We start from the raw sequence: 13,274 nt of genomic DNA, 5'->3' as shown, positions 1-13,274 counted from the left end.
ATAGTGATTAAAAGTTACGGTTACTTATATCTCATCATTGGCTGTTGGAATTACCACGTCTTCCATGTTAATTTCTTCGGCGATCATACCCACTTCGACACGGTCAACGCGTTGTAGACCTCTTGGTAACTTATTGCCACGGCGACCACGCTCACCACGATAGTGTTCAACATCGCTGGCTTTTAAGGTTAACTTACGTTTACCCGCGTGCAATGTTACCGAACTTTCTGCTGAAATAACGTTTAGTATCGAAACAAATTCTTCACGGCTTTTCGCTCTTGCTGCAGAAATATTAATAATTTTGTTACCTTTACCTTTACTAAGTATCGGTAAGTCTTTAACTGGAAATACCAGCATTCGACCTTCAGACGTAATGGCAAGCACTAACATATTATCAATATTAGCAATTGGCAATGGTGTATTCACTTTGGCATTTGCTGGCACGCTTAATAATGCTTTACCATTCTTATTGCGGCTGATCATGTCAGAAAATTTACCAACAAAACCATAGCCAGCATCACTGCTGAGTAAATATTTACTTTCATCACTTGCCATTAAACTCGTGACAAACGTTTCTCCTGTCGATAGGCTAAAACGGCCACTTAACGGCTCACCTTGGCTTCTTGCCGTTGGCAATGTATGAGCGTCGGTGGTGTAAGCACGCCCCGTTGAGTCAATAAAGACCACAGGATTATTGCTGCGCCCTTTTGAAGAACATAAGTAGCTGTCGCCTGATTTATAACTCAGCGCTTCTGGTTCAATATCATGACCTTTGGCACAACGCGCCCAACCCTTGTGAGAAACGACAACGGTAACGGCTTCACTGGGGACTAAATCTTTTTCAGATAGTGCTTTTGCTTCGCTGCGCTCAATAAGAACAGAACGACGGTCATCACCATATTTTTCAGCCGCTTCTTGAATTTCTTTTTTCATTAGCGTATTCATTCGCGCTGTTGAGTTTAATATTTTTTCAAGATATTCACGTTCTATATTAAGCTCTGCTTGCTCTGCTCTTATTTTAATTTCTTCAAGTTTAGCAAGTTGGCGAAGCTTAATTTCTAAAATTGATTCTGCTTGACGTTCTGATAAATCAAAACGAGAAATCAGTTCTTCTTTGGGTTTATCAAAATTTCGAATAATTTCGATAACTTCATCAATATTTAAATAGGCGATCAATAAACCGTCTAATAAATGTAAACGAGCTAACACTTTGTCGAGACGATACTGCAAGCGACGACGCACAGTTTCGCGACGATATACCAGCCATTCTGATAAAATAACCCGCAAGTCTTTTACTGCAGGTTTATTATTCAAGCCAATCATGTTTAGATTAACACGATAACTTTTTTCTAAATCGGTACTGGCAAACAAGTGATTCATTAATTGTTCTATATCAACTCGATTAGAACGAGGGATCACCACTAAACGGGTTGGATTCTCATGATCAGACTCGTCACGCAAATCAACCACCATAGGTAGTTTTTTCGCATTCATTTGCCCAGCAATTTGTTCAAGTATTTTGCCGCCAGAAGCTTGATGAGGTAAAGCTGTAATAACAATATCACCCTGCACAACCTCAAAGATGGCGCGCATCTTAATACTACCTTTACCGGTTCTATATATTTTTTCAATATCGGCTTTAGGTGTAATTATTTCAGCATCGGTAGGGTAATCAGGACCTTTGACATACTCAAGTAAATCACTAATTTCTGCTTTAGGTTGTTCAATTAAATGCACACATGCATTAGCCACTTCACGAACGTTATGGGGTGGAATATCGGTAGCCATACCAACAGCGATGCCGGTAATACCATTTAAGAGTATATGAGGTAAACGAGCAGGCAAGGTTTTAGGTTCATTCATGGTACCGTCAAAGTTTGGTGTCCAATCAACGGTGCCTTGACCTAATTCGGCGAGTAATATTTCGCTAAAACGTGATAAACGTGATTCGGTATAACGCATAGCAGCGAAAGATTTCGGATCGTCTGGCGCGCCCCAGTTTCCTTGCCCGTCAACCAGCGGATATCGATATGAAAATGGCTGAGCCATTAATACCATAGCTTCATAGCAAGCAGAGTCGCCATGTGGGTGAAATTTACCCAACACATCACCAACAGTACGCGCTGATTTTTTATATTTTGCGTTGGCAGACAAACCTAATTCAGACATCGCATAGACAATACGTCTTTGAACTGGCTTCAAGCCATCACCAATATGTGGTAAAGCTCGATCCATGATCACGTACATCGAATAGTTTAAATAAGACTCTTCGGTAAATTGTCGAAGTGGTCGCTGTTCAATACCTTCGAGGCTAAAATTAAGCGCGTCTGACATGAATTAATTCCTGAATTGTCAACCTGTTAGGGAGTAGCCCTACCCGTGACTTTGGTTATTATTTTTAGATTACATTTAGCTAGACTCTAGCTTATATGATTATATAGCTGTTGCCAATCAAGATGCGCCTTTGAGAGTACATTTTGAATGACAATAGGGAGACAAGGCAGGAAAACACTTCTTTATCAAAATCTGTAAATTAGTCGTTATTATTTTGGCCTTCATCATTAAACTGACAGACGCGGTTGCGTCCGTTAGCTTTAGCATAATACATCGCTATGTCAGCTGCATTAAGTAAGTCATCAAAATTTAACTCGACTTGCTCTAAACAAGCAACGCCAATACATACCGATACTTGTTCATTAATATTAAATTCAGACCAGTCTTTACTTGCCACTTTCTCACGTAAACGCTCGGCTATTGCCTTAGCTTCAGCACAGCCTACCTCTGGTAATATACCGGCAAACTCTTCACCACCTAATCGAGCAAAAAGATCGCGAGAGCGCATAGTTTCACTGCCTAGTTCGGCAATTATTTTAATAACTTCATCACCAATATCATGACCGTAAGTATCATTTATATTTTTGAAGTGATCTATATCTAATAGAATGACACTTAAACTCTGTTTTTCATTGACCGCTGTGGCGACTGCTTCAGCGCCTTTTTCAAACAAAGTACGTCGATTATATAAGTTAGTTAGACTATCTACTTTTGCTAAATATTTTAATTTTTTTCTGACTTTTATTTGTCTCAACAGAAGTACAAAGAAAACAATAACAGTGACAACTAGTATTAAAATATTACGTTGTTGAGCAAACTTTTTATTCTCTGCAGCAATAATTTTTAAACGTTTAATTTTATTTTGATTGGCTAGTAATTCATTTTGCTTAATTTTTTCATCCGTTGCATAGGTTTTATTAAGATCTTTAATTTTATCAGCTCGGGTTCCATCAAAGTATTGGTAACCATTTCTTATATATTTTTTCTTATAATCGAACGCTTGCTTAAAGTCACCCAAAGCAGAAAATGAGCGAGCAAAAATCAGATTCACTTCAGAGAATTCAGGTAAATAAAGCTGCTTTTCAGGGATTTCATCTCGTAAGATTAATGTTTTCTCAAGCCAAGCAATAGCCTGTTTATCCTGTTGTGCATGGTGCTCGATTAAAGCGTGTATCAAAAATATTAAATACTGTTCTGCGGCGTTAAAAGTTGAGTTGATTTCTTCTAGTTGTAATAAAACACCGGTAACTTGCACAGCATCTTTTTGATCGTTTTGTTGAACCAGTGATAGCAAAGACAAAATACGAGCATTAATTGGTAACGGCTCTTTATTGTTCAAAATATTTTCAGGCTCAGCAGGCGCATTGTCACTCTTATTCTCTTCTGCGGCTAACGCTTCGCCAACTGAATAAGCTTGCGCTACTGGAGAAAATGCTGCACTTGCCAAGTAGAAGCTCAATAAGACACACAGTGATATATTAGAAAAAGAGTAATGTTTCATTAAAAACACACCTTATTTCTACCTAAATTTTTTGCTTGATACATATTAATATCCGCGTCTTTTATCAGTTGAGCAAAACTTGTAGTACTTCCTTTTTGGTAAGAAGATATACCAATACTGACCGTAACCCCAGTGAGCTTTTTATATGACCAAACTTTATTTTGAATACTCAAGCGTAATCTCTCAGCCAAATCATAAGCATTTTCGGGTGAAGTGTTCGCTAATAAAGCAATAAATTCCTCGCCACCGAAACGGCCAAAACAATCACTTTGACGCATAATATGGTTAGCCAAGTCAGCAATATCTTTGAGTATTTTGTCACCGGTATTATGACCAAAGCTATCATTTATCGCTTTGAAATTATCAACATCGAGCATTAATATACTAAAAGGTGCCTGTTCTTCTTCTGCTCGCGTAAACATTTGCTCACCCAATTCGATTAAACGCCGGCGGTTAGCAACACCTGTTAAATCATCAACTTGGCTAATTCGAACAAGATGTTGTTGACTTTGTAACATTTTAAGCAAAAACCAAGCGAGTATGACAAGCACCGTACCGACAAAAATAATCAACAAATGTAAATTTTCTTCGTAGTAGGTCACATCGTTAAGTTCTATTATTTGTACAGACTTCTCCTGTTCAAGTATTTTGTTTTTTAAGTCTGCTTGTTTGCTTTCAAAACTTAATCGTAACTCTTCAATTTGTTCCATGTTTATGTTTTCTTGATCTTTAAATAAACGCGTTAAAAATTGAGATTGTTTTTCATAAGCTTGCTGATATCTTTGTGTTTTATAATAAATTTCAGACTGCAAATACATCAAGTGATAATTTGAAAAAGTATTTTTTGTTTGACTATTTTTTGCTAATATTTTTTCAGCGACAGCTAAGTTTTCAAGCGCCTCATCATATCGTTCCATGGCTTCAAGTACGTACGCCTTATTAACGTTAAAAAATAATAAGGCATTATGTTGCTGTACACCTTTTAGGTATTGTTCAGCAAGGGTAATATATTGATAAGCAACATCTAAATCAGGATCTTTCTTCTTAGCGTGCGACATAGACAAACGAGTATAAGCTCCACTTATAACTTCATTGTTACTAAATTTATTAGCACTGGCTATGACTTCTTCAAATAGCTCAATAGCTTGTTCATATCGGCTTTGATCCATGTAGTTCACTGCAATATTTTGTAAACTATTTAACGCATAGAGTGCCATACCCGCTTTTTTATAATGTTCGTAAGACGCTTGGTAAAATTTTATCGATTTTTTAGGGTTATACATATAAGAGTATAAAATACCCAACTCGCTGTTAACGGAACCTTTAAGTTCTTCATTATCTAGAGTATTGGCAATAACCAGCGCGTTATTGAGCATAGTCAACGACTTTTCATATTGTTCAGTTAGGTAATAAATAGCACCTAAGTTGATAAAGCCATCGGCAATAAATTTTTTAGCATCTAAGGATTCGGCAACTTCTAAGCCATTCAAATAATTCTCAACCGCGCCACTAGCATCACCTAAACTTTCTAAAGAAAAGCCACGTAAGTATGAAAGTTGTGAAATCAATATTGTAGGACTAGTTAAATGTTGTGCTATTTTTAACCCTTGCGATGCGGCGCTAAACGCCGATTTATATTGAGAGGCTTCAATATAAACTTCTGACAGTACTTGGTAATACTTTACCTGGTTCCCAACCGTTAACGCATTGATGTTGGTTTGATAAGAATCTAACAGTGCAAGTGCATCGGTAACATTGGTATTTTGTAATTTTTCAACGCGTTCAACAAAAAAGATAAAGTCACGATTGGTTGTGCCATTATCTGCAAATGTTTGCGTAGTTATCAACAAAGCGCTTAACAGAGACCAAAAAACCAAGGCAACTTGTTTGTAACGTTTTTTTAACAAATTCAACCTCTTATTTATAGTTTTAGCCATAGTTTAATCAACTTCAGTTGCAGTATAAAACGATTTAAAGCGAATGATAAACCGTTATTTCTAATTAATTATTTTTCATCCACATACAGAGAAAATAAAACTAGAACAACAACAACTTTTAAGATAAATTAACAACGCTTTTTGCGTTATAATGTCCTTGTAGCTCAGTTGGATAGAGCAAGCGCCTCCTAAGCGCTAGGTCGGACGTTCGAATCGTCTCAGGGACACCAAAATCACTATTTATAACGTTCAACAAACCTCATAAAACCTATTAAAAACAATAAACTCAGAGCACTTAGCGGTTATTAACGCTTAAAGAGAACTTGTAATAATCACGTTTTATTGTAACACTCATTGTAACACCAGCCCTTACTTTGAGTTTCCAGTGTTACAATTATGGCAAAAACAACTAAGTCTTTAACCAATACAGAAGTAAACAAAGCCAAGCCTAAAAGCAAAGAATACAACCTTGCTGACGGTGACGGTTTAGCGCTTAGAGTTAAACCTCAAGGCTCTAAATTATGGATCTTTAACTATTCCCGCCCTTTTACCAAAAAACGGGCAAATATTAGTTTTGGCAATTATCCTGATGTGTCACTAGCTGATGCTAGAGAAAAGCGCACTAATGCGAGAAAGTTATTAGCTAAAGATATTGACCCTAAAACCCATAAAGAAGAAGTTACCGAAGGCAAAAAAGCAGAGTTAAACAATACTCTCTTAAAGGTTGCTGAAGATTGGTTTGAATTAAAGAAGAAAACCATTGCCCAAAATACCGCTAACGACACATGGAACTCGCTTAACAATCATATATTCCCAAAACTGGGTAAGCACCCTGTTACCGCTTTAACGCCTGTTATTGTTATTGATGCGATGAAGCCAATCGCTAATAAAGGCAGCCTGTTTGTTATTAAAAGACTTTGCCAGCGCCTAAATGAAATAATGACCTACTCCGCTAATGTTGGCTTAATAGAAAGCAATCCATTAACGGGTATTTTAAAAGCGTTTGAAGCACCAAAGAAACAACATTACCCCACAATAAAGCCTGAAGAATTACCAAAGCTAATGGCTGACCTGAGCTATTCAACATTAAGGCTAGTAACGCGCTTATTAATTGAATGGCAGCTTCATACCATGGTGCGTTCAAACGAAGCCGCTACAGCAAAGTGGGCTGATATTGATGTTGAAAACGCATGCTGGCGAATTCCTGGCGATGTAATGAAAATGAACAAGCCACACGTTGTACCTTTAACGCCACAAACCCTAGCAATATTAGAACGTATTAAGCCTGTTAGTGCCGACAATGAATACATATTCCCTGCCGATAGAAACCTTAAAGGCCACGCTAACCGCGAGTCAGCAAACATGGCATTAAAGCGTATTGGCTATAAGAACAAATTAGTGGCGCATGGTTTACGTTCTCTCGCCAGCACCACATTAAACGAACAAGGTTTTGATGCTGATGTTATTGAATCGGCATTAGCACACGTTGATAAAAACGAAGTTAGACGCGCTTATAACCATGCTGAATATTTAGAGCGTAGACGAGTAATGATGGCTTGGTGGTCTGAACATATAGAACAGGCTCAGACTGGGAAAATAAATTTTAATAAAACGTTTACCAATTTGAAGGTAATAAATAATGGATAAAAGGAAAATTAAAGTTACTAAATCAACTGATGGAAAAACTACTATTAGTAGAAATACATTTGGAAGTGGTTATAAAAAAGAATCTATTTTACAACGAACAAGTACGGTAATAGATCAAGGCTGTTTTACCGAAGAAATGATGAGATTACAAAATGACGCTTTTGACCCCGTTAAACTTATAGCAGACATTGAAAGGAGAATATTAAAATTCCTAGAAAAAAATGAATTACCTACAGAGGGTACTAAAAAGCCAGTAATTAGTGCTTTACCTTTTCACTTGATTAGAAATTATTCTCACGTAATAGGTGCGTACCAAGCAGGAAAGTGCCTTGAAGAAATTCTGACTTGTAAACATCACCTTAAAAATAGTGACTACAAAAAGGGTATGGCGCACGCTTTAATATTAGTCGATGCGTTTAGTAAATTTACGTTTTCTACCTTAGAACCTACTCTAGCTTTAGGACAGTCACGTCAAGAAAAAATGATCGGAGAAAACATTAAACTATCAAATGAACAATATGATTTATGTTTTAAATACTTTGAATCTTTAGATAGAAATGACGATGATACTAGATCTTTAGGTAAAGGTGAAAAATGGAGTAAAACGTCAGAGTACGCGAGTAAAGAATTTGGAGTTAAAATTAATCAGCAAACAATTAGAAAAGCATATGCTGCTAAATAAACCTTGGTAGTACGTTTAATTACCAACAATAAAATAGCTTTTAATAGACCTGAATCGTTCAACAACTACCTCAGGTGACTAAAAATGACTATTAATAAGTTTTACCAATTAATCCGCAGACCTTCTGTTTTATCACAAACAGCTAGATCAAAATCCGCATTACAACTCGACGAAAAAGCTGGATTGTTTTGCCCCCCTATCTCGATCGGTGACCGTGCCGTTGCTTATCTCAAGCATGAGGTAGAAGCCATCATCCAAGCTCGTATTGAAGAACAAACACCCGAGCAAATCAAACTGCTCGTTTCTGAGCTAATCAAACAACGCAAAGCGGCATAGGGGGCAACATGAATAATTTAATATTTACTGCTCCTGATGGCGTATTACCTGTAACAAATAGCCCAGCTTATAATTTACTTTTAATTCTATCTGACGGTAACAAACACGCTAGAGATTATTTATGTAATCAATTAGGTGGAGGATTTAGGGCTAATCTACAACAACTTATGAGTGGAGATTATCAGCACTGGCTTATTCACTCTGAACAAAGCGAATACGAAGGCAAGAAACAAGCGTTTTACTGGCTTGATCAACGTCATTTTTCTTGTGACTGGGAAGAAGATAAAGATGCTCGAACCATAGCCAGAAAACGATATAAAGACCGCTCATATTATGGCACTAAAAACGCAGTTAAACGGCTTAAACAAGCCAAGCAAGAAAAAGCCGAAGCTGATAAAGAATATGAACAACGAATAGAAAGTAAAAAACCTACAGTGAATTAACAAAGTAGGCTTTCATTTAAACTGGCTAGTGGAATAAGTTTAGCGACCTACCACTAGCCAACAACTAGAGTATAACCAAGTTAACAGCTTTTCAATAGTTAGTAGTTACAAACCTGTCAAGTACCACCCTGTATATGTTGATTGTTACTAACCACTATTCATAGGTTTCTTACCCCTATATTTTTAGTGCTTTGCGAACAAGGCTATATAACTACAGGTATTAATCAGGTAAGTAATAACTAACATTGAGCTAGGTAATTAATAATATCCTTTAGCGTTATCTTAGTTAATAAACTATCTAATGGCATACATAACCAAAGACAAAGCAATAACAGTAAACGGTCAAACTTGGTGGGTAAACTCAAAAGGAAGTGGGTTAATTGCGCACTCCATTAAAGCAATGATTAACCAGATTGATGCGATGTTAAGTCACCACAGCAAAATACACATTATACGGTTTGACCTAAGAGTTTATGAATACGCAGAAAATAACGATAAAATGACGACCTTTAACCGCAGATTACATAAATGGCTGAAACGAAAATACAGTTTTAAACGTATCGGCTTTATGTGGTGTAGAGAAATAGAAACAGCCAAGAAGCAACATTATCACTACGCGCTAATAATTGACGGTCACAAGGTTAATTTCCCCTATGAGATAACAAACAAAGTAAAAGAGCTATGGCGGCAATTAGACGGCTCTGAATACTTTCCTGACAACTGCTATTACAATATTAAAAGAGATGATTACGAGTCGATACAGGACGCTATCTGGCGTATATCCTACTTGGCTAAAGCTAGAGGTAAAGGCTATAAACCTGAGCAAACAAAGAACTATGGTACAAGCCGTATAAAGAATCATTAATTTAATAATGTGACTATGTCGGATTCTTTTACAGTGTGACTTTGAAATAATCAACCAATCAACCTAAGACAATGATATAAAGATAAATAAAACTACTGGTTCGTTTATTGCTTAGTCTTTAATATCTAATACAAATAATAAAACTTACCTAATCAAATTAATGGCAAGGTATACCTCAGGAAATAATATGAAATTAAAACTTTTAATTAGTACACTCGCTGGTTTGTTATTAACAGTAAGCTGTATGGTTAACGCAACACTAATTCAAGCTGATTTTTTAGGCAGCAATGATGGCTTTTACGACACTGAAACAGAACTATATTGGGTAGACATTAATAAGTTTTCTTCGGGTAATATCAGTAGTATGTTTTCTCAAGCAAATACTATGGGCGCAACTCTAGCAACTAAAGCACAAATAGTAGAGTTGTTCGGTAATTTGAATGGTGTGGCTACATCTACTTATTTCAGTATAGCTGGCACAAAGTGGAATGACTTCTTATGGGGTTATTACGATGACAGCACTCCTACTGGTCCGGGTGGTCAGGCATTTATTAGATCAGATGGTCAGCAGTGGATATTAGATGACAGAGGTGATTTCGACGGGCACAGGTATTTGGGAGCATGGGCAACATATACAGTAGATGTTCCAGAGCCCTCTACTCTAGCCATTTTCGCATTAGGCTTAATGGGTTTAGCCTCACGTAGATTTAAGAACAAATCTTAATATTGATTTAAATTTTTATTCTATAAAAACATCAATTGTAATGATTGGTGTTTTTTTGTTTTTAACGATTAGTTATGTTCATCCGTAAACTATTAACCTAATAACCGCGCTTATCTATCACTAGGAAACGCGTAACATATTATATAAACACTAAAAAACATAACGCTAAAGGAGTAGCATTACTGTTAAGTGAGAATGTTTTTTACAGTGAGTTCAATTATTTTACATTTCTGATTACAGGTATATTTCATAACCAGCCTTCATTTGAGCGTTTATGAATATACTGAAAACAACAGCATTATTACGGCATTCAATCGTAGATTACATAAATGGCTTAAACGTAAGTACAGCCTTAAGCGTGTTGGGTTTATGTGGTGTAGAGAGCTAGAAACAGCCAAGAAGCAACATTATCACTACGCGCTAATAATTGACGGTCACAAAGTTAATTTCCCCTATGAAGTAACAAACAAAGTAAAAGAGCTATGGCGGCAACTAGACGGCTCTGAATACTTTCCTGATAACTGCTATTACAATGTTAAAAGAAATGATTACGAGTCGATACAGGACGCTATCTGGCGTATATCTTATTTAGCTAAAGCTAGGGGAAAAGGATACAAGCCAGAGCAAACGAAGAATTATTGTACAAGTAGGATTAAGCTAAATGACAGGCAATAAAAAAGCACCAATCAATGGTGCTTTATGTTCAACTCATTACTTCAATGTAAGAGTATAAAACAGACTAAATTACTGTTTTTTGAATCTACGTGATGCTAAGCCCATAAGACCTAATGCGAAGATGGCAAGAGTAGACGGCTCTGGAACTGCTACAGAATTATAAGTATAAGTTGCCTTCACATAAGGGGAATTACTACTACCTGTGCCATCATTCCCATATGATACATGTACTCCAGAGTCAAAATTCACATTAAAAGAAAAAATGTCATTTACCAAAAACGAATTAGTATTAGCAATATTAAAAGAGAATAGGTTTGTTAGTAGCGCTGTATTGCTACTATAAGAAACAAAAGAGTCTGAGTTATTTCGACTCCGAGTTCCATAATTAATCCCTTCAACTAATAACTCAAAATTCTCAGAGCTAGTACCTGAAGTAAAATCCCCTTGGATCTCTAATAAAAGGGTACTTCCAGATCCTTGTACCCAATCGTTCACATTAAAGTTAAATGTAAAGTCTTGAAAGTTTATCGTTTGTATCTGTGTTTCAGTTATCAAACCAGCATTAGCAACACCACTAACAGACAAAACCAAACCAGCAAATGCTGCTTTTAACATTTTTACATTCATTTTATTTTCCTTTGGAATACATTCATTGAGATAGAAAGTATTATTATAGTTATTGATAATAATGCAATAAATACACCACTCTCAATAAAGTCTTTTATTTCAGAGTGATAGAAAAAACAGCAATATATTAATTATGGAACTGTAAAATAGTGCGACACTCTTTAGTCCGCAACCAACTGTACTTATTACATTAATTTAACAAACACATTCCTGCCTAATCACGCGAATTAAACAACAACCTATCAATGAGATTCAATTACCAAGAAAGACAGTTAAATCATCAATTTTTACTCTGTTTTTTATTGGTAAAAGTAAAAGACCTAAGAAAAGTAGTAAGTTAAGCCTATTTTTCGTACTAGATAAAAGTGATACAATGTAAACTTATCATTACAATAGAGGTTTTAATATGACAGCAGCTAACAAAACACCTACCAATAAATACATGGCTGGCGATATAAGGCATTTAATCAACCAAGCCATACAAAGTGAACTAACCAACCTACCAGCCACGCTTGCTGAGATTAAAGACCCTATTCAAAGGTTAAACTTTTTAACAAAGCTTATGCCTTTTGTATGTGCCCCTCTTAAACAAGTTGGGGTTATGACTGCTCGTAGAGAAACAGGCGAAGATTAATATACTTTTACTATAATTTTTCGGAGTGATTAACAATGCCTAAAGGTCATCATTACGGTAGAACACAAACAAGGGCTTATACTGGCGAGTATCATCGTATATCTGCTAAGACATTTAAAAACTTATTAACTGTGCCATTCGGTAACTACTCGCTTAATGCTGACTTTCTTAGTAATGCCCATCAAAAATTTAAATTAACAGCACTGGAATGTGGTGTTCGTTTGATGACATTCACTATAAACGATAAGCCTCACAAGATAGCCCTGATAATAGATAAGCGAAGCGCCAGCAATAAACTATATATCACTTGCCCATATTGCCAAAAGCAACGGCAAAGCCTTTACGCTATTAAATACGCCTATGGTTGTCGGCAATGTATCGGCTTACATTACGCCAGCCAAAGTGAAAGACCAAACGAGCGGTTAATGAGGCGCATTAGAAAGCTAAGAAAAGAGCTATGGGGTTTTGACTGGCCTGACGTAAACAATATGTTTGAAAATATTTATTATTGGCCTAAGCCTAAATGGATGAGGTGGAAAACATTTGAACAAAAAAGAAATAAGATAACTGAGTTAGAAAAGAAATATTGGCCTATGGTAGATGTTCAAATGAAGGCTATGTTTGGAAATGGCTTTATTAATGACTTTTGATTATAGTAACACCCAAAGTAACACTACCAATAAAAACAAAACTTAAAACCAATAACTAACAATAACTTACTCGCCCTGCACGACGTCTCTCAGGGACACCATAATCACTAAACTAAGTGATAATTTAAAAACAGACAACTAGCCTTTTACCGCTAAGTAACCCGCTTATAACAGCCCTCACACTTATCATTGCTATAATAAAGTCACAATCAAAGAAAT

Annotated in this window: 13 protein-coding genes and 1 tRNA gene; 10 read left to right on the top strand and 4 right to left on the bottom strand. The window is 36.3% G+C overall.

The genetic code is table 11. The annotated features are described in order from the left end of the window. Window positions 1–24: 24 nt before the first annotated feature. The 3 genes from parC to H4J62_RS10235 form a co-directional block, all read right to left on the bottom strand. Window positions 25–2,334 (bottom strand): DNA topoisomerase IV subunit A, encoded by a 2,310-nt coding sequence (parC, locus tag H4J62_RS10245; protein ID WP_182213307.1) that lies wholly within the window; start codon window positions 2,332–2,334, stop codon window positions 25–27. A gap of 199 nt (window positions 2,335–2,533) precedes the next feature. Continuing rightward, window positions 2,534–3,835, bottom strand: a complete 1,302-nt coding sequence (locus H4J62_RS10240) for a GGDEF domain-containing protein (RefSeq protein ID WP_182213305.1) — start codon at window positions 3,833–3,835, stop codon at window positions 2,534–2,536. Next, on the bottom strand, window positions 3,835–5,742 hold the full coding sequence (locus tag H4J62_RS10235; RefSeq protein WP_182213303.1) for a diguanylate cyclase: 1,908 nt from the start codon (window positions 5,740–5,742) through the stop codon (window positions 3,835–3,837). Before H4J62_RS10235 ends, H4J62_RS10240 begins: the two co-directional genes overlap by 1 nt. A gap of 183 nt (window positions 5,743–5,925) precedes the next feature. Here H4J62_RS10235 and H4J62_RS10230 point away from each other — a divergent pair. The 8 genes from H4J62_RS10230 (at window position 5,926) to H4J62_RS10195 (ending at window position 11,144) form a co-directional block, all read left to right on the top strand. After that, window positions 5,926–6,002 (top strand) — tRNA-Arg (locus H4J62_RS10230). A gap of 166 nt (window positions 6,003–6,168) precedes the next feature. Then, window positions 6,169–7,419 carry an integrase domain-containing protein gene (locus tag H4J62_RS10225; RefSeq protein WP_182213301.1) on the top strand — a complete coding sequence of 417 codons (1,251 nt, stop codon included), beginning with the start codon at window positions 6,169–6,171 and terminating at the stop codon, window positions 7,417–7,419. After that, entirely contained in the window at window positions 7,412–8,101 is a 690-nt protein-coding gene (locus H4J62_RS10220) for a hypothetical protein (protein ID WP_182213299.1), read from the top strand. Before H4J62_RS10225 ends, H4J62_RS10220 begins: the two co-directional genes overlap by 8 nt. 84 nt (window positions 8,102–8,185) lie before the next feature. Then, a complete protein-coding gene (locus H4J62_RS10215; RefSeq protein WP_182213298.1) occupies window positions 8,186–8,437 on the top strand; it encodes an AlpA family transcriptional regulator in 252 nt (83 codons plus the stop codon). 8 nt (window positions 8,438–8,445) lie between these two features. Beyond that, window positions 8,446–8,880, top strand: a complete 435-nt coding sequence (locus H4J62_RS10210; RefSeq protein WP_259364705.1) for a hypothetical protein — start codon at window positions 8,446–8,448, stop codon at window positions 8,878–8,880. 301 nt (window positions 8,881–9,181) lie between these two features. Beyond that, window positions 9,182–9,745, top strand: coding sequence for an inovirus-type Gp2 protein (locus H4J62_RS10205; protein WP_182213296.1), 564 nt, complete (start codon window positions 9,182–9,184; stop codon window positions 9,743–9,745). Between the two features lie 187 nt (window positions 9,746–9,932). Next, the gene (locus H4J62_RS20415) at window positions 9,933–10,469 is read left to right on the top strand and encodes a PEP-CTERM sorting domain-containing protein (RefSeq protein WP_259365009.1); all 537 of its coding nucleotides are present in this window, start codon (window positions 9,933–9,935) and stop codon (window positions 10,467–10,469) included. A gap of 264 nt (window positions 10,470–10,733) precedes the next feature. Further along, entirely contained in the window at window positions 10,734–11,144 is a 411-nt protein-coding gene (locus H4J62_RS10195) for an inovirus-type Gp2 protein (protein ID WP_220470054.1), read from the top strand. 69 nt (window positions 11,145–11,213) lie between these two features. On the opposite strand, the gene H4J62_RS20410 is transcribed toward H4J62_RS10195, so the two are convergent. Next, window positions 11,214–11,771, bottom strand: coding sequence for a PEP-CTERM sorting domain-containing protein (locus tag H4J62_RS20410; protein WP_259365010.1), 558 nt, complete (start codon window positions 11,769–11,771; stop codon window positions 11,214–11,216). A 406-nt stretch (window positions 11,772–12,177) separates the two neighbouring features. On the opposite strand from H4J62_RS20410, the gene H4J62_RS10185 reads away from it, so the two are divergent. Beyond that, window positions 12,178–12,405 (top strand): hypothetical protein, encoded by a 228-nt coding sequence (locus H4J62_RS10185; protein WP_182213294.1) that lies wholly within the window; start codon window positions 12,178–12,180, stop codon window positions 12,403–12,405. A gap of 35 nt (window positions 12,406–12,440) precedes the next feature. Next, window positions 12,441–13,055, top strand: a complete 615-nt coding sequence (locus H4J62_RS10180) for a hypothetical protein (protein ID WP_182213292.1) — start codon at window positions 12,441–12,443, stop codon at window positions 13,053–13,055. Window positions 13,056–13,274 lie beyond the last annotated feature (219 nt).

The sequence above is a fragment of the Colwellia sp. BRX8-5 genome, assembly GCF_014077325.1.
In the GTDB taxonomy this organism is placed as follows: domain Bacteria; phylum Pseudomonadota; class Gammaproteobacteria; order Enterobacterales; family Alteromonadaceae; genus Colwellia_A.
Note: the sequence above shows the minus strand (reverse complement) of the source record. Positions and strands in the feature narration are given on the sequence as shown.